17 protein-coding genes and 2 tRNA genes are annotated in these 22,249 nt (G+C 55.5%); 5 read left to right on the top strand and 14 right to left on the bottom strand.

All coding sequences use genetic code 11. The annotated features are described in order from the left end of the window. Window positions 1–66: 66 nt before the first annotated feature. From asnB (M2A_RS13345) to wecB, 4 genes are all read right to left on the bottom strand, one after another. Window positions 67–2,067 carry an asparagine synthase (glutamine-hydrolyzing) gene (gene asnB, locus M2A_RS13345; RefSeq protein ID WP_045448459.1) on the bottom strand — a complete coding sequence of 667 codons (2,001 nt, stop codon included), beginning with the start codon at window positions 2,065–2,067 and terminating at the stop codon, window positions 67–69. A gap of 92 nt (window positions 2,068–2,159) precedes the next feature. Then, window positions 2,160–4,325: a bi-domain-containing oxidoreductase gene (locus tag M2A_RS13340; RefSeq protein ID WP_045448457.1), complete on the bottom strand. Its 2,166-nt coding sequence runs from the start codon at window positions 4,323–4,325 to the stop codon at window positions 2,160–2,162. Next, entirely contained in the window at window positions 4,322–5,566 is a 1,245-nt protein-coding gene (wecC, locus tag M2A_RS13335; protein ID WP_045448455.1) for a UDP-N-acetyl-D-mannosamine dehydrogenase, read from the bottom strand. Before wecC ends, M2A_RS13340 begins: the two co-directional genes overlap by 4 nt. Beyond that, the gene (gene wecB, locus M2A_RS13330) at window positions 5,547–6,635 is read right to left on the bottom strand and encodes a non-hydrolyzing UDP-N-acetylglucosamine 2-epimerase (RefSeq protein WP_045448453.1); all 1,089 of its coding nucleotides are present in this window, start codon (window positions 6,633–6,635) and stop codon (window positions 5,547–5,549) included. Before wecB ends, wecC begins: the two co-directional genes overlap by 20 nt. A gap of 403 nt (window positions 6,636–7,038) precedes the next feature. On the opposite strand from wecB, the gene M2A_RS18055 reads away from it, so the two are divergent. The 3 genes from M2A_RS18055 (at window position 7,039) to M2A_RS13320 (ending at window position 9,894) form a co-directional block, all read left to right on the top strand. Next, on the top strand, window positions 7,039–7,341 hold the full coding sequence (locus M2A_RS18055; RefSeq protein ID WP_156101766.1) for a hypothetical protein: 303 nt from the start codon (window positions 7,039–7,041) through the stop codon (window positions 7,339–7,341). 139 nt (window positions 7,342–7,480) lie between these two features. Beyond that, window positions 7,481–8,461, top strand: coding sequence for an FkbM family methyltransferase (locus M2A_RS13325; protein WP_081875626.1), 981 nt, complete (start codon window positions 7,481–7,483; stop codon window positions 8,459–8,461). Continuing rightward, a complete protein-coding gene (locus tag M2A_RS13320) occupies window positions 8,458–9,894 on the top strand; it encodes a hypothetical protein (protein ID WP_045448449.1) in 1,437 nt (478 codons plus the stop codon). The genes M2A_RS13325 and M2A_RS13320 overlap by 4 nt, the downstream gene beginning before the upstream one ends. Here the strand turns inward: M2A_RS13320 and M2A_RS13315 are convergent. Genes M2A_RS13315 through tviB form a run of 3 tightly spaced genes read right to left on the bottom strand, consistent with a single transcriptional unit; the run spans window position 9,830 to window position 13,603 of the window. Next, the gene (locus M2A_RS13315) at window positions 9,830–11,242 is read right to left on the bottom strand and encodes a TgpA N-terminal domain-containing protein (protein WP_045448447.1); all 1,413 of its coding nucleotides are present in this window, start codon (window positions 11,240–11,242) and stop codon (window positions 9,830–9,832) included. The two genes, M2A_RS13320 and M2A_RS13315, sit on opposite strands and share 65 nt — an antisense overlap. After that, a complete protein-coding gene (locus tag M2A_RS13310) occupies window positions 11,243–12,313 on the bottom strand; it encodes an NAD-dependent epimerase/dehydratase family protein (protein WP_045448446.1) in 1,071 nt (356 codons plus the stop codon). Window positions 12,314–12,325: 12 nt separating this feature from the next. Next, window positions 12,326–13,603 (bottom strand): Vi polysaccharide biosynthesis UDP-N-acetylglucosamine C-6 dehydrogenase TviB, encoded by a 1,278-nt coding sequence (tviB, locus tag M2A_RS13305; RefSeq protein ID WP_045448444.1) that lies wholly within the window; start codon window positions 13,601–13,603, stop codon window positions 12,326–12,328. Window positions 13,604–14,294: 691 nt separating this feature from the next. Here tviB and M2A_RS13300 point away from each other — a divergent pair. Beyond that, complete coding sequence (locus tag M2A_RS13300) at window positions 14,295–15,278, top strand: glycosyltransferase family 4 protein (protein ID WP_197052938.1); 984 nt, start codon at window positions 14,295–14,297, stop codon at window positions 15,276–15,278. A 34-nt stretch (window positions 15,279–15,312) separates the two neighbouring features. On the opposite strand, the gene asnB (M2A_RS13295) is transcribed toward M2A_RS13300, so the two are convergent. The 5 genes from asnB (M2A_RS13295) to M2A_RS13275 form a co-directional block, all read right to left on the bottom strand. Further along, window positions 15,313–17,301, bottom strand: a complete 1,989-nt coding sequence (gene asnB, locus M2A_RS13295; RefSeq protein WP_045448443.1) for an asparagine synthase (glutamine-hydrolyzing) — start codon at window positions 17,299–17,301, stop codon at window positions 15,313–15,315. Window positions 17,302–17,517: 216 nt separating this feature from the next. Next, window positions 17,518–18,663 (bottom strand): DegT/DnrJ/EryC1/StrS family aminotransferase, encoded by a 1,146-nt coding sequence (locus tag M2A_RS13290; RefSeq protein WP_045448441.1) that lies wholly within the window; start codon window positions 18,661–18,663, stop codon window positions 17,518–17,520. Window positions 18,664–18,686: 23 nt separating this feature from the next. Further along, window positions 18,687–19,289, bottom strand: coding sequence for an acetyltransferase (locus M2A_RS13285; protein WP_045448439.1), 603 nt, complete (start codon window positions 19,287–19,289; stop codon window positions 18,687–18,689). A gap of 8 nt (window positions 19,290–19,297) precedes the next feature. Beyond that, window positions 19,298–19,963: a sugar transferase gene (locus tag M2A_RS13280; RefSeq protein WP_081875625.1), complete on the bottom strand. Its 666-nt coding sequence runs from the start codon at window positions 19,961–19,963 to the stop codon at window positions 19,298–19,300. Window positions 19,964–20,132: 169 nt separating this feature from the next. After that, a tRNA-Pro gene (locus tag M2A_RS13275) sits at window positions 20,133–20,209 on the bottom strand. A 109-nt stretch (window positions 20,210–20,318) separates the two neighbouring features. Here M2A_RS13275 and M2A_RS13270 point away from each other — a divergent pair. Continuing rightward, window positions 20,319–20,393 (top strand) — tRNA-Gln (locus M2A_RS13270). Between the two features lie 72 nt (window positions 20,394–20,465). On the opposite strand, the gene M2A_RS13265 is transcribed toward M2A_RS13270, so the two are convergent. Together M2A_RS13265 and M2A_RS13260 are read right to left on the bottom strand one after the other, a co-directional pair. Next, on the bottom strand, window positions 20,466–20,885 hold the full coding sequence (locus M2A_RS13265) for a nuclear transport factor 2 family protein (protein WP_045448437.1): 420 nt from the start codon (window positions 20,883–20,885) through the stop codon (window positions 20,466–20,468). Then, window positions 20,875–22,146: a cytochrome P450 gene (locus M2A_RS13260; RefSeq protein WP_045448435.1), complete on the bottom strand. Its 1,272-nt coding sequence runs from the start codon at window positions 22,144–22,146 to the stop codon at window positions 20,875–20,877. The genes M2A_RS13265 and M2A_RS13260 overlap by 11 nt, the downstream gene beginning before the upstream one ends. Window positions 22,147–22,249 lie beyond the last annotated feature (103 nt).

Here is a 22,249-nt window from a genome sequence, read left to right as displayed (position 1 = left end):
GGCTCATCGCTGAATGTGCATCACGGTATCTATTGCATAGCTGCTTGCCGGCAAAAGAGGTCTCACCTACTTCGATATCCAGTAATCGTGCCAAGCCGCCAGATTGAACAATGTCCAGATATAAAGGCTATTGTCGGCACTCCCCTGGCGGTGCGCCTCAATCAAGGCTTCTACCGCGTCGGTTTTGAAGAAGCCGCGCTGCATGAGCTGCGACTGCATGATCGTATCGCGTGCCTGCTGGCCGAACCTACCGCGCAACCACTCACTCATGGGAGCGCCAAATCCCTGCTTTTTACGATAAATCAGATCATGCGGAAGCAGATCTTCCACCGCTTTTTTGAGCAGGTATTTCGGCTCGCCGCCACGCGTTTTCCATGCCTCAGGAATGTCCATGGTAAATGACACCAGCTTGTCATCCAGGAAAGGCACGCGGGCTTCCAGCGAGCTCGACATCGTGATTTTGTCCACGCGCATGAGCAGCAGTTCCGGCAGCCGCAACCGGAATTCATTATGGATCATCCGCGTGAGCGCATCTTGTCCCGGATGGGCGGCATCGAAAGGCCCAAGAAACGAGCGGATGATGTTGAAAGTATCCGTTTCCTCGTAATCTGGCGGCAGAAGCCCCGTCGCCCGCATGTCCGCGTCAACAGGCGCCGGCTGAAAGGCTTCGGGATTGACGATGATATGTTTCATGTTTTCCCAGAACACCGTGGCGCCGCTCCAGAAATGTTCGCGGTCATGCGCAGCCCGGTCGATAATATCCGCATAAACCATCAACGATGGACGCATCCGTGCTGCCGCCATGGCCATGCCGGCGATGCCCTTGCGAGCAAAGCCCGGAAGGTAACTGCGAAAGGGATGCCAGTAGCGATGATAGAGCCTGAGGTAACCCATGTAACTGGCATAACCGCAGAATTGCTCGTCTGCCCCTTCGCCTACCTGGATCACGGTAACCCCCGCGTCCTTTGCAAGCTTTGAGACAAAGTGCAGGGGAATACACACCCAGTCAGCGATCGGTTCGTCCTGGTGGTGCACCAGCTGCTCGAGATAGCCAACCATGTCAGCTTCCTCGATTAGGATCTCGTGATGCTCGGTCTGATAGCGATCGGCAATGCGCCGGGCATGATCCAGCTCATTAAGGTGCTGATGGTCCTTGAAACCGATCGTGAATGTACGCACCGGCCCGTTGCTGTGGCGGCTCATCAGCGCCACGTTGGTTGAGGAATCCACGCCGCCGGACAGGAAAACCCCAACCGGCACATCGGCCATCATGCGTTTTTCCACAGCCTCTTCCAGGCGAGAGCGGATGCCGTCAACGTAGAAGGCCTCCAACGCCTTATCCGACAAGCCCTTGGTTTCGGCCGGGTCTATACCTTGGCCCGGCACGGCGTCCCAGTAGCGCCCGGCCCGAATGGCCCCTTCTTCCACTTCCAGCCAGCAGCCGGCGGGCAACTTCCACACGCCCGCAAACATGGTCTGCGGCGCGGGCGTGGTCAGGAAAGAGAGATAGTGGTACATCGCCATAGGGTCGATATCGCGCACCACCGCCGGGTGCTCCAGAATCGACTTGATCTCGGACCCGAATATGAAAGCGCCGCCAGAAGATGCGAAATATAGCGGCTTGACGCCAACACGGTCGCGAGCCAGCGACAAACGGCGCTTTCTGCCATCCCAAATAGCGAATGCGAAATCACCCTCGAGCCGCTTCAGCAGCCCACCCAGCCCCCATTCGCGGTAGCCGTGCAGGAGCACCTCCGTATCCGAATGGTCAGTATGGAAATTATATCCAGAATTGGTCAGAGTCGCGCGCAGCTCGCGATGGTTGTAGATTTCACCGTTGAAGGTCACGACCAGATCGCGTCCATCGAGCATTGGCTGATTGGCCGTCTCGCTCAGATCAACAATGGAGAGCCGCCGATGACCGAGCGCCACACGCCCTTCGTCAGAGAACCAGGCTCCGGCACCGTCAGGTCCACGGTGCGGCACCACATCGCGCATGCGCAAAAGCACATCCCTATCCACCGGAGCTGTGTTGCGGTAATTGTAGAAGCCCGCGATGCCGCACATATGCGTTACCTTACCTTACTTTTTCTCAGATTGCCTTTTCGGGCCTGCATCTTCTACCAACTCTGTTCGCCAGCTGCCAAATGGGCCCGCACTTAATCCGTTGTGGTCTCCCCGCCTCCACTCGCACGGATTTGCTGCTCAACCTTGAGAGCAACGCGGCTAGTTTCGAGTTGTTCTTCGAGAGAAATCGGCCAAGGCCGAGCGCCTTTCAGAGCCTCAGCCAACTCAACAAGCTCTTCAAATTGCCCTTTTTGGCTGCTTGCCGCACTCCAGCTCCCTTTTTTTGTACCGGCAACACGCACAGCTTTGTAATCGTCAAGCTCGATTACTTTGCCATCCGCGAACACGTCCATCCGTTCTTTGGCATGTTCCCGCGCACCGAAAGCTGTGTATGTGAGCGTGCACAATGAGCCGTCAGCATATGTCAGATTCACCACGAAATTGTCATTCCGCTTCCACTGCTTGCCTTTGGGCTGCGCTGCAGCTGCAGAAACAGCACTGACCGGCGCGCCGACCAGCGCGCGGAACGTATCATAGATATGGCACGCCTCACCCAGATTACGCCCGCCGCCTTCTGCGGTCTGCACCCAATGATCCGGCGGAATGAAGCCCGCGTTCATACGGTAATTCGCAATGAGGGGAGTGGTACGGCCAGCAAGCGCCTGCTTGGCAGCGCTCATCGCCGGTGAAAAGCGGCGATTGAAGCCCGTCATTAGGAGCGGCGCCCCATCCGCCGGAAGTCCCCGGTAAAACTGTTCGATTTCGGCAAGCTCGGCTTCCGTCAAGGCCAACGGCTTTTCAACGAAGACATTCTTGCCTGCGCGCAGCGCCTTCAAAACCATAGTCCCGTGCAAATCGTGCCGAGTGGTGATCATCACCAAATCAATGGCTTCGTCGGCCAGCAATGCCTCATAGTCGGTCGTGGCGTAAGCGGCCTCATACTGGGTTGCCACCGCCTTTGCATTGGCACCGGTGCGGCTCATGACTGCCTGCAACGCATATTGCTTGCGCAACTTGACCATATTGGGAAGGTGCATGCCTTGGGCGAAGCCGCCAGCCCCAGCAAGGCCAACGCGAATGCCCCCCTGCTTAGCAGCGGGTGCCGTACGCAGCACGACCTTGCGGCTCTCCCTTTCGCCCCGCGGCGGATATTCCAGAAGGACGATGAGATCCTTGCGGTCAGGGCTTGCAAGTCCCGCATAAGCCTCACCCGCTTTTTCCAGTGGATAGGACACACCGATCATCGCATCGATGTTGATCGTCCCGGCGGCCAAAAGTTCGAGGTAGGCCTGCATATTGCGGTTTTCAGTCCAGCGCACATAAGGCAGTGGATAATCCTGCCCGCCTTCTTCATAAGACGGGTCATAACGCCCCGGTCCGTAAGACGTGGACACCAGAAAATCCAGCTCCTTGGCATAAATATCCGGACGCTTAAGATGAAGCCCCACATCGCCTACCAGCACCACCCGGCCTTTGCGCCGGCAGGATTGGAATGCCTGACTGATCACTTCATCGCTGGGCGTGGCGGCAGTAACGATAGCTGCATCTGCACCAAAACCATCAGTCAACCGCAAGACTTGAGCGACATAGTCTTCTGCCTGGGGATCGAGCCCATGCTGCATGCCGTTTTTCTGCGCCAGAGCAACCCGGTCGGCGGCAAGATCAACGCCAATTACCCGGCAGCCATTAGCCTGCAGCAGTTGGGCTGTAATCTGGCCGAGGATGCCAAGCCCCACCACCACGACCGTCTCGCCCAGCGTCGGATTGGCCCTGCGTACGCCCTGCAGCGCGATAGAGCCAAGCGTCACAGTGCTAGCCACACTCGTATTCAGGCCTTCGGGAATGTGCACGGCAAGATTTACCGGAACATCAATCACCTCGGCATGATTGGCGATACCCGCCCCGGCACAAGCCACCCGGTCGCCTACATCGAAGCCTTCCACCTCCGCGCCGACGGCAATCACCCGACCGGCCGCGGAATAACCGGTGGGACTGCCTGCGGCCAGTTTGCCCCGCACCCGATCAATAGTGCGTTTCACGCCCTGGTCACGCATCATGTCGAGTACGCGCTTGACGTTCTCCGGCTGCTTCAGCGCCCGTCGGTATAACGGCATGCCGGAAAGCGCGACGCCCGCCATTTCCGTGCCGGCGCTAATGCAAGAGTACTCGACCTGCACCAGAATGTTCTTGGGACCTGCTTCGGGCGCCGGCACTTCGTCGACAATCACCCCGCCGTCTTTAATGAGCACCTGTTTCATTGCCACATCCCGCGGGTATCGATCAGCTCTTTACCCTTGAGCAACGACGTGTCCACTTTCTGAAAGACTTTGTGGTTGACCAACACGACGACGATATCAGCAGAGCCGATGGCTTTCTCCGCGGTCATGAAATGAACATCTTCGTAACCCTGCAGTGAGTGCGGCAACTCTTCCACATGCGGCTCTACCACATAAAGCTCGCCAGCCTTGGTCTCTGCCAGATGCTCGACAATCTCAAGCGCTGGGCTCTCGCGCAAATCGTCGATATCGGGCTTGAATGCCAGTCCCAGACAAGCAATACGCGGACGCTTAAAACGCTCTGCCGCGCGCGCAATGCGCCTTACAACATATAGCGGCTTTGCGTCGTTCACCTCTCGCGCGGTACGAATTAATTGCGCCTCTTCCGGTGCCGAATGCACAATGAACCAGGGGTCCACAGCAATGCAGTGCCCGCCGACACCAGGTCCGGGTTGCAGGATGTTGACGCGCGGATGCCGGTTGGCCAGTGAGATCAATTGCCAGACATCAATGGACAGGCGCTCACAGATAACGGAAAGCTCGTTTGCAAACGCAATATTCACATCACGGAAGGAATTTTCCACCAGCTTGCAGAGTTCGGCTGTACGCGCATCAGTGCGCAGACATTCACCCTTGACGAAAAGAGCATAGAGCGCCGTCGCGAGCTCGGTCGAACGCTCACTCATCCCGCCAATTATACGGTCGTTCTCGACCAATTCCCGGATCACCTGGCCAGGCAATACCCGTTCCGGGCAGTGGGCAATATGGATGTCACTCTCGTTACCCTCGTGCTGAGGAAAGCTGAGATCGGGCCGGGCAGCAGCCATCCATTCGGCCATTTGCTCGGTCGCCCCGACCGGTGACGTCGACTCGAGAATTACAAGATTGCCCTTTTGCAGAACCGGCGCCAACGCTTTGGCCACCTGTTCAATATACCTTAGATCAGGTTCGTGCCCCTCTTTGAAGGGCGTCGGGACTGCAACCAAAAACGCATCAGCCGGTTCCGGCGTCGTAGTGGCGTGCAAGTGGCCGGTCGCCACCGCCCCCTGAACCACCACATCAAGATCAGGCTCAACGATGGGCACGCGGCCAGCATTGATGGTTTCCACCGTATCCCGGTTGACATCCACCCCTATGACCTTGAGCCCGCGCGATGCCAAAACCGCTGCGGTGGGTAATCCAATGTAACCAAGCCCGACGACGCTAACAGTCTTGAACTGCATGAACTGCCTCCAGCTTTTCGACAATCCGCTGACAGGCGGCGCCATCTCCATAAGGGTTGTGGGCTCGGCTCATCGCCATATACGTCTCCTTATCGTCCAGAAGAGCGGTGACCTCCGATACGATGCGCTCCACGTCAGTGCCCACCAGCCGTACCGTACCGGCTTCCACCGCTTCGGGGCGCTCGGTCGTATCCCTCATCACCAATACGGGCTTGCCCAAGGACGGACCCTCTTCCTGAATACCGCCGGAATCAGTCAGTATTATGTGCGCCTTCTTCATAAGAGCCACGAATGGCAAATAATCCATAGGTTCTACAAGCGTTACCGTCTCAAGCCTGCCCAGCAAACGGTTGACCGGTTGCTGCACGTTGGGGTTCAGATGCACAGGGTAGATAATCTGAACGTCTTTTCTTTCGGCCAATCGCGCCAGCGCGGTGCACATGCGCTCAAAACCGCCCCCAAAGCTTTCGCGGCGGTGTCCCGTCACCAGGACGAGCTTCCGCCCGGGAGCGACTTGGGGCAGTTTCTTTTCGATTTCCGCAGCGAGGGCCTTATCCTCGTCGAGCCGGCTACTCACCGAGAGCAACGCATCGACCACCGTATTGCCTGTCACGATCACACTCTCGGGCTTCGCACCTTCGCTCAACAAGTTATCGCGCGCCTTTGACGTCGGTGCAAAGTGCAGATCCGCAATGGAGCCAGCAACGCGCCGATTGATCTCTTCGGGCCAGGGCGAATAGATATTGCCGGTCCGTAGCCCTGCCTCCACATGGCCCACTGGGATCTTTTCATAAAATGCCGCCAGACTTGCAGCCAGCGTGGTGGTCGTATCGCCATGCACCAACACCCTATCGGGGCGAAACTCACGCAACACGTCACGCAAACCCAGCAACACCTGACTGGTGACATCGAACAGATCCTGCCCGGGGCGCATCAAGTTAAGATCAAAGTCAGGGCGAATATCGAACAGGCTCAATACTTGGTCCAACATCTCCCGGTGTTGGGCGGTCACGCAAACCCGGCTCTCAATGCCATTTGCGGCATCCAGAGCCTTCACCAGAGGCGCCATCTTGATGGCCTCTGGACGAGTGCCAAACACAGTCAGGATTCTCGGTCGCAAAATCAGGACCTCAGCTGAATAACTGATAGAAATGAAGCGTCAAAGTGCAACTTGCGGGCACCCCTCAATGCCCTCCCCCCAAGCAGAGCTCGAGTTAAGTAGCAGAGCTGTCTCACCGAGGCAATACCGACATTTTCGGGAGATATCCGAGGCGTTCATCGCTAAAATCTCGCCAATTTCCGCGCCTTTTGGAAGGATTAAAATGGGCTGCTTCCCGCCAAAAACCGGATCGAAGAATCGCTCTGCCGATCAACCAACAAGTGCCGCGCCTTGTGCTTGCGGATGCTCCTTATTGCCGGTCAAAATGGCCTACTGAGGAGCAGTAATGGCCTAAAAGTACAGGAAGGACGCTTTGGGCGGGGATCATATTCCGTGGAATAGAAGCGTTTTATTTCAAAAAAACCACTTATTTTCTAACCGTATTTTAGGTTTGAAAGTATTACGTCACCATCAGGGTGTAACGACAATAAAATATTCACGGCAGGCGCCGTATTACCTGCTGAAAAAATATAAAACTCAAGAAACACCCTATTCCGATGCTGCTCAGCACAAGTTTTCCACAAGCGCTGCGGACGATGCCATTCGCGCAGCCGCCGCGGTTCCGATTTTGACTGTCTGCATCCAAGAATTTACTTTCCGAGGAGCGCTCCGCTGACACCTATTTTCAGAAGACAAGCAACATCATCTTCCGCTACCACTGACAATCAAACATTGCGCCGCAACCGTCCCCACTTAGAGGGGCTATCGGTCACTACATGAGTTAAATCGCTTACCCAACCGGATGCCAAAGAACGATGAACGCAGCGAGTGAAGCTATCATTTTTGACCGTACCAACGCTTCGCTATCGACGCCGGATCTGCGCTCGTTGATACATGTGCGCGCGCTGCAAACAACTCATAAGATATTACGCCCCTTCGGCTATATAGGGATTTCGCGCCTTCACAATATGATCAGCAAGATCACACGGCCGACGACCATGACGATGGTGAGAGAAGGACGTTTTTGCTTTCGTTTCCCCTCGAACGATTATTACTGGAACCGTTTGCTTGACCCGTCATGGTCCTATGAGCCTGAGATTGACGTGGTGTTGGCGCGTTTCGCAGACGTTCCGTACATATTTCTCGATCTGGGCGCAAACTTTGGTTTTTGGAGTGCGCGCGTCGCCTCGGGTCTTTATGGCGAACATCCGGTCGTCGCCGTCGAAGCCTCAGAATTTTGCTTTCAACTTTTGAAACTGAATGTGAGCGAGCTGAACGCCCATATCCACCATCGAGCCATCGATAGCGTAAGCGACAAAAGAATTTCGCTTTTTGGCAGCCGTCATGCGGGTTTTTCGATCGACGAAAACTGGTATGGTGCATCGAAGAATGTTGTGAACGATGTCGTCTCGGTCACCATTGACGATCTGCTTGCACTTGAAAACCTTGATGCCGACCAGAAACCGGTTATCATCAAGCTCGATGTGGAAGGTGTTGAACTGCGGGCACTGCAGGGGGCTTCTAAAGCCGTTGCCGGTAAAACGGCGTTCATTATCGAGGATGCCGATCGGAGCGGTCTCAGCGACGCTGTCCGATATGCCATCGATGAACTCGGCATGACAATTTTCAGCATTGAGGATGGTCACTTCAACAAACTGTCCACGCTTGAAGAACTGACCAGTGTAAACGCCAACAAAAGCCAGATCCAAGCAACGGGCCTTAATCTCATCGCGACAAAGTCGCCTTTCTGGATTGAGCGGCTAACCGGCAGCAACTCTGAACGAGCCCGCCCATGAAGACGCTATTGAGCGTCTATGGGATCAACGCGCTCGCGTTCGCATCAAACCTCGCCGCGATTTTTGTCTTTTTTTCCCTCGCCGGCCCTAGCGGCTACGGCAGCTACGGCATCTATATCGTCTTTCTTGCGATTTATTATTTGTGGGAATCCTCTTTGGTCAAAGGAGCCCTCTTCGCCCGCTCGGAAGAAAAGCGCAATGGCTTGAGCGATAGGGACGCAGATACAGTCGCCCTAGCCAGCATAAATGGCTCTCTGCTCCCCTTCGCCCTCGGTTCATGCTTGCTCGTGGTACTAGGGAACTTCTTCTACCCGCTTGATTCTGCGACCGGCATAGGCGGGCAATTGATTGTGGCTGTCGTAACTATCGAGCATCTACTCTCATATCCCTCCAACAGGCTCGTCTTCCACCTTACCGTCGCGCAAAAATTTCGAACGATTTACGCGTTCCGGCTCGCCGCAACTCTTCTGCGACATGCAAGCGCCTGGGGTGTTTTGCTGGTGACGGGGTCCGTTTACTGGGCAGTCATAGCCATTACCGCGAAGGGATTGGTCATTGGCGGCGTATCTGTCTGGTGGATCGCAAAGCGATACAGTTACGCAGAAAGTATGCGGTTTCGGCTTAGCCCGACCTATCTTCCGTCAACCTTAAGCTTCTTTGCTGCGGCTGCCGCCATCATCGTGATGCAGGAATTGCCGTCGCTCCACATCGACCGAACCTACGGCCGCGAAGCGCTCGGTAACTACCGTTTGCTCTATGACATGGTCGCAGCGATATGGTTTCTGGCCACTATCTATCCGACCATTCTCTTTAGTTACCTGCTTTCCGGGCGAGAGGAGAACAAGCGACCGAAGGCCAGCCAGCCCGCTCCATATTTTTCCGAAGGGCTGGCGCTTTTTCACCTCACGTATTTCCTTGGCGTCTGCGCCCTCATCGTTCTCGAGCGGTCATTTCTCGAAGGCTATTTCACTCACATTCCCTACGCATTTGGCGTTGCGGCAGGTGTTTCGCTTCTTGGATATAGCCGCTTCCTCATCGAGACGGCACAAGCTTACGGACTTGGCCGGCGTGTATTAGCTGCCACCCTTGTCTCTATCGCTTTCGTTGCGATCGTTCTCGGTATGTCAGCGAGTGAAATCACGCTGGCAGAGGTGGGGTGGGCTTGGTTATTTGGTCAATTGCTATTCTTCGTTCTTCTGAAACTGATTTTGCTTTCCATCACGACCACACAAATACGAACGTTTATGGATGCAACTATTCTGATGTTGCCCATTCTTGTCGTCGTCAGTTGCGAGAGCGTTTTAAGCCCACTGATTTTTCTGGTAATTTGCGTGACCGGCGTTTGCGCTGGGCTGGCCACGCTGCTTGTTATGTTGCGCCGCGGTTTGGAGCCAGAAAGCCGGGTCTCCACTTCAACACCCGGTCAAGGCTAGCTGCGTAAATGATGGCAAAGACTATTATCCAGAAGACAGGTTGCCGTCCGACATAATGAAACATTGCGAACACAGAAACGCCGGTTCCCATTACGATCAGTATCGCTAGATGGCCGTTTTTCAGTCCCCCGCGGATCGCCAAGAGAACCAAAGCCAATAGCCCGCCTAAACCGACAATCCCAGAGATGAGCAATAGATCAAGAACCGTATTATGCGCCTCCTGAATCGCATTAGGCTCACCCGGCGCTAATTTGTATCCAGGACCGTAGCCGACCAACGGTGATTTCATCCCCAAACTCACCGCCCGCTTCCAAAGCTCTATACGTACTGTTCCCTGATGCGCATCCGCCGCCATTACCCGGCGCAGCTCACGGTCCACAAGCTCATTCAGTTCACGCGGCTTCTCTCCAGGGCTTACCTTTTCATCTACGGCCACCTCTTCACCACTACTCTCCGTATCTAAGGAAACCAGGCGCTCCTCCCCGCCCTCCAACAAAACGAACAACACGCCCGCGAAAGCGAGAAGAAAGATGCACGTAATGGTATGCGGGCGATTACCCTTCCAAATTTTCTTTTCGCCGTTACGACCTCCGCCAACAAACTCCACAATATGTATGGCAAAAAAAACAACCATCAGCGTCAACAGTGCCAAGAAAAAAGAATCGCTATGGGTCATTGCCCCTACAACCACACAACCAATGGCAAGCGGAATGATGACCTTACGGGAAAGGGCAGCTCTGTTTTCCACATAAGCGAGAAGACCGAGCCCGGAAACGGCCAAGAACGCAATCTGATTCGGATTGTCCGAAAATCCCTGCAGCCGGGAGCTGGCATGCCACATCAATTGCTCGTTCGAGCTGGCAATAAAATGCCACATCAAAGGCGTGAACGGGTTGGGGATCAGTGCCACAAGTGCAGCAAAGATTAGATACGTGGCAATTGTGACGGCAAGTACCGCCAGCGCCACGACCTCTCGCCCTCTGGCAAGATTGAGGAAGGCCATCACAACAAGAAAGCTGAAGAGGTAGGACGCCGTATCACGCAGCCCAAGGCGCGCAGGGTCCACAATCAATGCCCAGAAACCGCCGAGCGATAGAAGAGCGAGGAGGATACTTCCCCCCCAAATATAGGGATTCTTGTGGAGCTCACGCCGGCGTAGGCCATCCATGATCACAATCAAGGCAACCGTGGCAACCACCCATTCAATTGGGCCAGCCATTCCATCGCCGCGGAACTGCTTGAAGCTTAACGCCACAATACAAAGTGAATAAGCCCACAATGGCCAAGTTCGCCGAAAATCAAAACTGAAATCCGAATGCCTACGCTGTTCGGGCAAAAGCCGCTCCATTCATCTTTTTAGTCGCCCAAGACGGTCATCGTTCGACGATGCTTGGATGTACCATTCCATCGTTGCGGCCAGCCCCTCGTAAATTCGGTGTGTCGGCTCGTATCCGAGCAGGGTGCGAGCCTTTGAAATATCTGCCTGCGAATGGCGCACATCACCAGGCCGGAAATCATCATGAATCACATTAACCGGCGGTATGGCCATTTTGCGGCCAAGCGCGTCCTGTATCGCCTTCAGCAATTCATTTAAGGTTGTCCGCTCACCGACAGCCACATTATATACCTGCCCCCGAGCTGCGACAGATGTTGCCGTAGCCGATAACAAATTTGCCTGCACGGCATTTTCGACAAAACAAAAGTCCCGGCTGGTCTCCCCATCCCCGTTGATGTGGACCGTCTCACCGTGCAGCAAGCTTGCTGTCCACTTCGGTATCACGGCTGCATATGCGCCATTTGGATCTTGCCGCGGACCGAAGACGTTGAAGTAGCGCAACCCGACGGCCTTAAACCCATAGGTTCGCTCGAAAACATCGGCATACAACTCGTTGACATATTTCGTTACGGCATAAGGGCTCAGCGGATTGCCGATATTATGCTCGATTTTCGGGAGGTCGGGATGGTCCCCGTAAGTGCTACTGCTGGCCGCGTAGGTAAAGCTCGTCACGCCGGCATCTTTTGCCGCAACAAGCATGTTTAGAAAACCGGTGATGTTCGCCGCATTTGTCGCAATAGGATCGGCAATACTCCTCGGCACACTGCCCAAGGCCGCCTGGTGCAAGACATAGTCGACGGGAACCTCACGCCCCCAGTACATTGCGCGCTCGCAATCCGAAAAATTGCAGATATCACCCTCAATAAAGCGAAACTGCTCCCATTGTGCCGGCGTCACCAAAGAGCACACCTCGTCCAGGTTTGCCTGATGCCCCGTCTGGAAATTGTCCAGCCCGACTACCCGCTGCCCACGCTTGAGCAGCGCCTCGAGTAAGTTGCTGCCAATAAATCCCGCAACGCCGGTGATTAGCCATGTTCGCGGCTGCCGTTGAAGGTCTTGCAATATTTCTTGATAGCGGCTCATGCCGAACTGCCCTTACAACCGGCCGTCTACAGCGTGCGGCGGGAGAATGCCCTTGACATCGAAAACAACAACCCCTTGCTCGCCAAATGCCTTGATACCTGCTTCGCCCAGGTCTCTAAATTCCCTGTGCCCGACCGCAATGATAATGGCTGCATACGTTCCCAGCGACGGTTCCCGGTCTAGGCAATTGAGATCATACTGACGCCGAGCGGCCTCTACATTTATCCAAGGGTCGTAAATATCGACTGTGAGGCTATACGCCTGAAGCGCCTCTACCAGGTCCACTACCTTGGTATTGCGTGAATCGGGACAGTCCTCTTTGAACGTCAGCCCAAGCACCAGAACCCGGCTACCCAACACCGGCTTGTTCTTTTTAAGCATCAATTTGATGGTTTCATCTGCAACATGGGCAGCCATGCCGTCATTGATACGGCGGCCCGCCAATATCACTTCGGGATGATACCCAACCTCTTGAGCCTTGTGCGTCAGGTAATAAGGATCCACGCCGATACAGTGCCCGCCAACAAGCCCCGGCTTAAAGGGAAGGAAATTCCACTTGGTGCCGGCTGCCTCGAGCACTTCCAAAGTATCGATTTCCAAGCGGTGGAAAATCAGACTGAGCTCGTTCATCAAAGCAATGTTCAAGTCGCGCTGCGTGTTTTCGATCACCTTGGCAGCTTCAGCCACTTTGATGGAGCTTGCCTTGTGGGTGCCAGCCGTAATGATTTCAGCGTAAAGACGGTCTACGATCTCCGCGACCTCGGCAGTGCTGCCACTTGTCACCTTTTTAATGTCCGAAAGACGATGGCTCTTGTCCCCTGGATTGATTCGTTCAGGGCTATACCCACAAAAAAAGCCTTCGTTGAACTTGAGCCCCGAACTCTGCTCAAGGATCGGAACACAAAACTCCTCCGTACATCCTGGATATACGGTGGACTCGTAAATCACCAAAGATCCAGGCTGCATGGCACGGCCCACGGTTTCGCTGGCCTTTTGCAACGGAGTAAGGTCCGGACGATTCCCCTGATCGATCGGCGTCGGCACAGTGACAATAAAGATTCCGCAATCCGTAAGGCTTTCGACGGAATTGCTGTACTCAAGGCGCTTAGCTGACGCGAGATCCTCAAGGGGGACCTCCAGCGTGCTATCCTGTCCAGCACGAAGCTCCGCAATTCTCCCTTGGTCGATATCAAACCCCAAGACGGCGCGGCGCTTCCCGAATTCGACCGCGAGCGGCAACCCGACATACCCAAGCCCGATAACAGCTATTTTTTCCTGCTTGGTATTCATTCAGAGCCTTTTTCCATAAGTCACCTCCAAGAGAGGCATTTGTCGTCACGCATCAGAAGGTGCGTCCCATACCCCTCCCGACACACAAACAGCCTCTACGGGAGAGGCCGCTGCAACAATCCCGACGGCATAGCGTGGAAATCGCTGGCCATTTGAGCATGAAACTAATTTGTCTTTCAGAAGCGGGAGTTTAGCAAGAAATACTGATGACATGCGATGGATAAAGTGAGGCTCAGAGCTCAACCGGCCTCCCGCCCGGCGGTGATCGAAAATCCCCTCGAAAAGTATTATTTCACAATACGGTTTGTGCCAATTTTCCTCAAGCACTGGTTGAGGAAAATCGGATCATGTGAGACCAACCTGCGGTATGGAGCCAAGTTCCAATTTTACCCTGCGGCCCTGCCATAGAATCCGCCAACGCCCCGATAGCAACTGGAAACGCCCCATGCATCACAGCCACCAATCACTGCGATAAACCACGAAAAGAATTACCTTCTTTTCTTACTACATCCCCTATATTTTTCCTTTGGTACATCGACTGGCGGCTTTCTGTGCATTCTATATTCATCCTCGCTGGATACTCGGCATCCCTTCAGAATTTCCGGGGTACTCTGATCGCGGAGTTGCGCGCGCGCGGCCATACCGTTCACGCCGCCGCGCCGGGCCTGCTGGACGACACACGCACACGGACATGGCTGGAAGCACAAGAGGTGACGTGCCATTCGGTTCCCGCCAGCCGGACAGGCGTGAACCCGCTCGCCGATCTGCGCACGCTTTTCTATCTTGTCAGACTTTTGCGCCACCTCCGGCCGACATTTTTTTTGGATATACGGCCAAACCCGTCATCTGGGGACTGCTTGCGGCCTGGCTCACCCGCGTCCCCGATCGCGCAGCCCTTATCACGGGCCTGGGATATGCCTTTACGGGTGAAGCGCGCGGTAAGCGGGCCCTCGTTCAGAAAATTCTGCGCGGGCTTTATAAACATGCACTGCGCCGCGCAACGCTGATATTTTTCCAGAATCAGGATGACAAAGACGATTTCGCCCGGATGAATCTTTTGCCTGCGGGGGTTCCTGTTGTTATCGTAAACGGTTCCGGCATCGATACGAATACCTTCACCCCTGCTCCGTTGCCAAGCGGACCGCGCCGTTTTTTGTTGATTGCACGGCTGATCGGCGACAAAGGCATTCGCGAATACGCTGCCGCAGCAGCACAATTGCGTGTCGCTGTGCCCGAAGCAGAATTCCACTTGGTTGGCGGCTTGGACCCCAACCCCGACGGCATCCCCGAGGCCGAGGTCCGCAAATGGCAAGAAGCCGGACATATTACATGGCACGGATCGCTGGAAGATGTGCGCGAAGCAATTGCAGCTTCTCATATCTATGTGCTTCCAAGTTACCGCGAAGGCACCCCGCGCACAGTACTCGAAGCCATGGCAATGGGACGGCCCATCATCACCACCGATGCTCCCGGCTGCCGGGAAACAGTCATCAATGGCGTGAACGGCTTCCTGGTCCCGGTACAGAATATTTCCGCCCTCAAAGAGGCGATGGAACATTTTCTCATCTCACCGCAGATCATCGAGACGATGGGTGAGGAATCGCGGCGAATTGCCGTCGAGAAATACGATGTGAGGAAAATTAACGCGGCAATGCTTACCGCCATGAAATTATAGATTCGAGGAAGACTTCTCCTCCAACTTCAAATTTCTAACCGCGCTGTTCGGCCAACCACGCCTGAAACATAAGAACGCCCCAAAGATGATACGACCAGTTGCGCCGGCCGGCGAGGTGCTCCTCCCATTTCTGCCGGACCAGCAGAGGGTGAAAAAAGCCTTCCTGCTGCAAGCGTTTTTCATCCAGCAGATCTTCCGCCCAATCGCGCAGCGGGCCGGACAGCCATGAGTCGAGCGGGATCCCGAAACCCATCTTAGGGCGCTCTATCAATTCCCTGGGCACGTACTTATAGAGCACCTGACGAAGAGCCCACTTCCCCTGCCCGTCACGGAATTTCATCGTCTGTGGCAACTGCCAGGCATATTCGATCACCCGATGGTCCAGAAATGGAACCCGCGTTTCAAGGCTGACGCCCATCGCCGCACGGTCTACTTTAGCAAGTATATCGTCCGGCAAATAAGACAGCATATCCAGGGCCATCATCCGTTCAACCTGACTCAGTCCGGCCAGTTCCGGTGCGCACCCCGTCAAGAACGTGGGCGGCTCTCTGCCTCCAAGCACCAAGCTTTCCGGATCATCCCAGTGAGAAACCAGCCCCTTATATAAACTCTCAATCGAGTCGCTTCCAAAGACACCGGCCGCCTTGTGAACCTTGTCACCGATGCGCCCGCCTAACCTCTTCTTCAGCCCGGGGATCATACGGCCGAGACCGTCCCAAGTTTGGGGAGAGAGGTTTGTAAGACTTTTCGCGGCAAGCACCCGAAGAGGCGCCGGCACCTTCGACAGCTTCTGCCAAACGCCAGCTGCTACCAGGTAGCGGGTATACCCGCCAAAAAGTTCGTCTCCGCCGTCACCAGACAGGGAGACGGTTACGTTCTGGCGCGCAAGATGCGAAACCAGAAATGTGGGAATCTGCGAGGAGTCAGCGAAGGGCTCGTCATAGAGCGCCGGTAGCCGCGGCACCACATCCAGCGCCTGCTTCGGCGTCACATAAAGCTCGGTATGCTCGGTACCCAGATGCTCCGCTACCTTCTTTGCGTGAACGGCTTCATTGTAATCGTTCTCATCGAAACCGATCGTGAAGGTTTTGACCGGCCGCAAGGATTGCGATTGCATCAGCGCGACAACTGCCGATGAATCGACGCCCCCGGAAAGAAACGCACCCAATGGCACATCTGAAATCATTTGCTGACCGATTACGGTCTTCAGCAGCGAGTCCAGTTCCCCGACAAGTTCTTCATCATCGCCTTGGCGCCGTTCCCTGCATCCCGCTTCAGCTGCCTGCGCCAAAGACCAATAAGGTTTAGGTTCAAATTGCGCCGACGCCCCACCATCACCTTCCACTGCTGACCAAGGAATAGTCAGCAGGCAGCCCGGAATGAGCTTCCTGATACCCTGATATATCGAATATGGTGCTGGAATATAATTGTGGCGCATCATCAGACAGAGCGCATCATGGTCAATATCCGCATTAAAACTTGGATGGAGTTTTAGCGCTTTAAGTTCAGACCCAAACAGAAAGCAAGCGCGCCCATCACGCCGCTGCCAACCGTAATAAAGCGGCTTCTCACCAATGCGGTCACGCACGAGCGTAAGCGTACGCGCCCTGCGATCAACAACCGCTATTGCAAACATTCCGGCGCAGCGGCGTATTGTGCCTTCAACGCCCCAAGCCTCGAACCCGGCAAGCAGCGTTTCCGTATCGGAGTGGCCACGCCATTGAGGTGCTGTTCCCAGCTGTTTCAGGTCTTCGCGCAACTCAAGGTGATTATATATCTCGCCATTGAAAATAATGACGTATCTTCCGGAAGCCGAGTGCATCGGCTGATGGCCTGCCGGAGATAAATCAAGAATGGCAAGCCGGCGATGGGCCAACCCGACACCGTCTGACGCGTCAAACCAAACACCGCAATCATCCGGACCGCGAGATCGTATGGTATCCGCCATTCGCTTGAGAAGGGTTTCGTCCGGCTCAATCCCGTGCCGGTCGCTTCCCCCAAGATACCCAACGATTCCGCACATAGTAACTTTCCACTAACCGGCCTGGTCTTTTCGATCAACGCCCGGCTAGGCCCCGTCCGCTTATCTTGGGCCGTCCTCTTAAGCGCTGACCATCGCAGCGGGCATCCGGCGTACTCTCCATGAGAGGTTCCGGGAAGCAGCGGAGGAAGAGCAGACAGTATTTTGATTATGCCCGCCGTTCAGAGAGCTTCTTACACGCGCCAGCCTGCCTCTTGCTTACGCAATTTCCGATACAATTTTCTTTACAGCCGTAGCGACAAACTCTTCGTCTGCTTTGGTCATATCGGTTCCGGAGGGCAAGCAAAGTCCTGTTTCAAAAAGTCTCTCTGCGACACTTCCTCCTATTACGTTCACCCCCTTCAGCGCACCTTGCAGATGCATTGGTTTCCAAAGCCTGCGGGCTTCAATACCAAGCTCGTTGAGGCTGAGAATAAATTTGGCGAGATCCGGCCGCCCATTAGTTGTCAACACGCTAAGCCAACGATTCGCTCTGGCCCCAGCAGGTTCATCGGGAAAACGAATACCGGGAAGAGAGCCAAGTGACTTGCGATAATTCTCGAAGATCTCGCGCCGCCTGGTAACGCGCTCTTCCAGAACTTCCAACTGTCCGCACCCGACGGCAGCATTGATAGAACTCATGCGGTAATTGTAGCCGATCTCTTCGTGCTCATAATGAAGAACCGGCGCCCGGGCCTGCTGGGAAAGGAAACGTGCATATTCGACAAGCTTTTCATCCTCACTTGCCAGCAACCCTCCACCGCCGGTCGTTATCAGCTTATTTCCGTTAAATGAAAATGCCGCGCAGTCTGCACCAAAACCCGCATGTTTGCCCTCCCGCCGGCTACCAATTGCTTCAGCAGAGTCGGCGATCACGGCTACCTCATAAGAAGCGGCTATGGCCTTTAGATGCTCCAGGTCACATGGCATTCCATAAAGATCAACGGCAATAATTGCCTTGGGCAACTCATTTCGCTGGGCGGCTTTTTTCAATTCCTCTTCGACAAGACCCAGATCGATGTTCCAGCTGTGCGCATCGCAATCGAAAAGAACCGGCGTTGCGCCTTGATAAATGATTGGCGCAATTGAAGCGATGAATGTGAATGTGGGCGCCCACACCCTATCGCCCCGCTCCACTCCTGCGCAGCGAAGGGCAAGATGCAGTGCAGCCGTGCCGCTGGACACCGCGACAGCATGGGAAAAGCCGGTTCTTTCACAGAACATCTGCTCGAAGCGGGAAAGAATAGGGCCGGCCGGCGCCACAAAATTTGTCGCAAAAACCTCGTCAACATACTTGCGTTCCCGGCCACTCATATGAGGCGGGGAAAGCAAGATGCGATATGGTGACTGGGTTTGAGTTTTCATTTCTTATTCTTTCGATCGTCACGTCAAATCGCAGCAGCGGGAACGCCAACGACTGTTTCTTTTTCGGCAACGTCCTTCGTGACACAAGCCCCACCTCCAACAACGGCCCAATCGCCGAGCCGCTTTCGCGGCAAGACTTTGGCGCCCAGACCGACAAACGCACCGTCACCTGCTTCTACATCCCCTCCCAAACAGGCACTCGGGCCTATATGAGCGAATGCCCCGATACGGCAATCATGTTCGATAATCGCACCCGTATTTATAATGGCATGCTCACCAATTGTTGCATCCGGCTGCACAACGGCTCCCGCACAAATCAGCGTCCCAGCTCCAATCTTAGCACTCCCATGCACCCATGCCCTGGGATGAATGACGGTCTGCCAGCTGGCTGGCCTCAGGTGGCCCGAAAGCTGCGCACGCGTCTTATTGTCACCGATTGCTAAAACCGCAGCAAGGTCCTTCAGAGCATCATTGGATTGCGGCATAATTCTATGCCCAAAGAAGTCTTCGCCAATCCGCGCCGGGTCCCGGTCCAAGATCACTTCAACCTGACCTCCAGCTTCAAGCCATGCCGCGACAAGGACTTTGGCATGACCGCCAGCACCGATAACCGCAATTCGATCCATTGAAGTCACTAACCTTCCTTGTGCCCTATGGCATCAGTTTGCGGGCGGGAATATTTCTGCTTCCTTGCTTTAACTTCCTCGTCAAACCGCGGCATCGTAGCATGCCCGTCAGCGGAAATACCTTTTCTGGCAAAGACCGTAGCGATCGTGCGCAGGAGAATCTCACAATCCAATGCAAGTGAGAGATTTTCAACATACTCGACGTCCGCTTCCAGCCGCGTCTCCCATGAGATTGCATTGCGCCCTCTGACTTGCGCCAAGCCCGTTAGACCTGGGCGCACATCGTGGCGGCGTGCTTGGCGCTCGGAATAGTAAGGCAAATATTCAGGAAGAAGCGGACGGGGTCCAACAAGGCTCATCTCGCCTTTGAGAACGTTCCAGAGTTCTGGCAACTCATCCAAACTGCTGGCTCGCAGAAAGCGGCCAAAAGCTGTCAGCCGCTCTTCATCGGCCAATAGCTGTCCATCCGGCGTATATGTGTCTTTCATCGTGCGAAATTTGATTAGATAGAACGGCTGTTCATGCTGTCCAATGCGTTCCTGCCTGAACAATGTAGGGCGTCCCAGCGAGCAACGTACCGCAAGCGCAATGATGGCGAGAGGAAGCGCAGCTATTACGATCGCGGTGAAAACGCCGATAATATCGATGACGCGCTTGAGGTAACGATACGCCAAACGTCGCTCCCTGCCCTACCTACGGTTTCCCTTGCCCATTATTATCACAGATCATGATGTTAGCACGCGCAACATTAGCTGCTCCATCGGCCCCTCACACGTTGAGGCAGATGCAACATTTTCAATGTTACCCTGCAATAAAAGAAGAAATTGGAAATTCTTTAGGAAATGGTCGGAGCGGCAGGATTTGAACCTGCGACCCCCTCGTCCCGAACGAGGTGCGCTACCAGGCTGCGCTACGCTCCGCCTTGTCGAGGGCGCGTTATACAGGGGCTGGCGCGGGCCTGCAAGGGGGGAAATACCGTTGCAGAAGCCCAAATCACTCGCTATGTTCCGGCCACTCAAAGAGCGGTCTTGGGGCGTAGCCAAGCGGTAAGGCAGCGGTTTTTGGTACCGCCATGCGCAGGTTCGAATCCTGCCGCCCCAGCCAACCGTCCGCAGCTCCGGCTTAATTCCCCGGCTTACTTCCCTAGCTTCGGCCAGCCCCTGCAAATACCCCCAATCACGAAAAGGCGGCGACAGCCTCCGCCGTGTTCATGAAATCGCGGAACCGCGTCCATTTCGCCCCTTCAAGGTCGATGACATGGACGAAATCCGAGACGATATCGCGGCCCGTGGAGCGGGCAGTCAAATGCAGGCGCCCGGTGACGATGACCTTCTTGCCCGATGCGATGAACTCCTCCGGCTCGAAGATGTGAATGTCGACGGAGCTGAGCACCGTTTCGAAGAACCTCGCGCACGCCTCCCGGCCCTGATAGATGCCGGCGTAAGGGATGAGGGAGGGCCCGTAAAACTCGATGCGCGGGTCCTCGGCGAGATACGTCATGATACGCGGCACGTCCCCCTCGCCAAAGGCGGCGAAAAGGGCCTGCGTTGCCTCCAGGTTCCGGCTTTCCTCGCCGGTCAGCGTCTCAGCTTGCATGAGCCTTCTCCTTTTCTTTTCCGGCCGCTTTCGGCGTCAGCTTGACGGTCAGCCCATCGAAGCCGTGATTGAGGAGCGAGGTGCGCTGGGGCACGGGCGCGCCCGCAAGGCTGATATCCTGCATCTGGTTCACCATGGCCGAAACAAGCGCGCGGGCTTCCATCCGCGCCAGCGCCGAGCCGAGGCAGTGGTGAATGCCCACCCCGAAGGTCAGCTGCTTGCTCAGATTGGGCCGGGAAATGTCGAACCGCTCCGGCGCCTCGAACATTGCCGGGTCGTGATTGGCCGCGGCAAAGAAGAGCGCCACCCAGTCGCCTTCCTTGATTTGCTTGCCGCCGATCTCCGTATCCTTCAGCGCGATGCGGAACAGGCGCTGCGGCGGGCCGCTATGGCGCAAGGTCTCTTCGATGAAAGGCGTGATGAGGCTTTCATCGGCGGCAAGGCGCGCGCGCAGCTCCGGCATAGTGGCAAGGTTGTAAAGCAGATTGCCGAGCAGGAACGACGTTGTCTCCGAGCCCGCGACGACCAGCGTGATGCAGAAGCGCGTCACTTCATCGAGGCTGAGTCTCTCGCCCTCCATATCCGCTTTCAAAAGCGCGCTGATCAGGCTGTCGGGAATCTCTTCCCCGGCTTCCAGTTTGGCATGGAGCGATTGCACCCGCCCGGCGAAATAACCGGCAAGTTCCAGATTGCTGGCCGCGCGCTCTTCGGGGCTCAGATCGGCGGAGAGCATGAAGGCCGTCGCCCAGCCTCTGAAGCGCTCGACGATTTCCACCGGCAGGCCGAGCAGGTCCACCATCACCCGGGCGGGAATATGCGCGGCAAGGGTCGAGATCATCTCCCGCTCGCCCGCGCCAAGCTCGGCCACCGCTTTTTCGACGACGCGGGCCACATCCGGCTCCAGCGCTTCGACGCGCTTGCGCGAGAACGCCAGATTGACGATGGCGCGCAGGCGGTCATGGTCCGGATTGTCGTGATTAACGAGCATGAGGGTGGGCGCCGACGACTGCTCCTGCAAAGGATCGCGCGAGGAAAAAGCGCGGTGATCGCGCGCAGCAGCCGCCACATGCTCGTAATCGAGCAGCACCCAGGCGGTTACCGGCTCATCGGCATCGGGCACCGTGCCCGGCGGATAATCCTGATAGCCATAAAGCGGGGCATGGGGTCGCAGTTTTTCATAAAGCCCGTAAGGGGCGGCAATCGTGTCGCCTTCCGGCAAGGCCGCCAGAAGCGCGGCGGGATCGCTCGTTGCATTTTCCATATCGTCCTCCTCCCTTAAGACGGTACCATTGATTCAATAAATTGTTTCTTTTGTAAACAATTAAGAAAGATGACGAATGACGCGCAGCCGCTAGAATGGCCGC

The organism is Tepidicaulis marinus (genome assembly GCF_000739695.1).
Lineage (GTDB): Bacteria > Pseudomonadota > Alphaproteobacteria > Parvibaculales > Parvibaculaceae > Tepidicaulis > Tepidicaulis marinus.
This window is presented reverse-complemented; position numbering and strand designations above follow the sequence as displayed.

Excerpts from the sequence above, each read along its gene's own strand:
- M2A_RS13265 (WP_045448437.1), bottom strand. The coding sequence starts at position 20,885 with ATGCAAGCTGAGACGCTGACCGGCGAGGAAAGCCGGAACCTGGAGGCA.
- asnB (WP_045448459.1), bottom strand. The coding sequence starts at position 2,067 with ATGTGCGGCATCGCGGGCTTCTACAATTACCGCAACACAGCTCCGGTG.
- M2A_RS13285 (WP_045448439.1), bottom strand. The coding sequence starts at position 19,289 with ATGGATCGAATTGCGGTTATCGGTGCTGGCGGTCATGCCAAAGTCCTT.
- M2A_RS13315 (WP_045448447.1), bottom strand. The coding sequence starts at position 11,242 with ATGGAGCGGCTTTTGCCCGAACAGCGTAGGCATTCGGATTTCAGTTTT.
- M2A_RS13290 (WP_045448441.1), bottom strand. The coding sequence starts at position 18,663 with ATGAAAACTCAAACCCAGTCACCATATCGCATCTTGCTTTCCCCGCCT.
- M2A_RS13300 (WP_197052938.1), top strand. The coding sequence starts at position 14,295 with ATGGCTGGAAGCACAAGAGGTGACGTGCCATTCGGTTCCCGCCAGCCG.
- M2A_RS13320 (WP_045448449.1), top strand. The coding sequence starts at position 8,458 with ATGAAGACGCTATTGAGCGTCTATGGGATCAACGCGCTCGCGTTCGCA.
- asnB (WP_045448443.1), bottom strand. The coding sequence starts at position 17,301 with ATGTGCGGAATCGTTGGGTATCTTGGGGGAAGCGACCGGCACGGGATT.
- wecB (WP_045448453.1), bottom strand. The coding sequence starts at position 6,635 with ATGGCGCCTCTGGTGAAGGCTCTGGATGCCGCAAATGGCATTGAGAGC.
- tviB (WP_045448444.1), bottom strand. The coding sequence starts at position 13,603 with ATGAATACCAAGCAGGAAAAAATAGCTGTTATCGGGCTTGGGTATGTC.
- wecC (WP_045448455.1), bottom strand. The coding sequence starts at position 5,566 with ATGCAGTTCAAGACTGTTAGCGTCGTCGGGCTTGGTTACATTGGATTA.
- M2A_RS13310 (WP_045448446.1), bottom strand. The coding sequence starts at position 12,313 with ATGAGCCGCTATCAAGAAATATTGCAAGACCTTCAACGGCAGCCGCGA.
- M2A_RS13340 (WP_045448457.1), bottom strand. The coding sequence starts at position 4,325 with ATGAAACAGGTGCTCATTAAAGACGGCGGGGTGATTGTCGACGAAGTG.
- M2A_RS13260 (WP_045448435.1), bottom strand. The coding sequence starts at position 22,146 with ATGGAAAATGCAACGAGCGATCCCGCCGCGCTTCTGGCGGCCTTGCCG.
- M2A_RS13325 (WP_081875626.1), top strand. The coding sequence starts at position 7,481 with ATGAACGCAGCGAGTGAAGCTATCATTTTTGACCGTACCAACGCTTCG.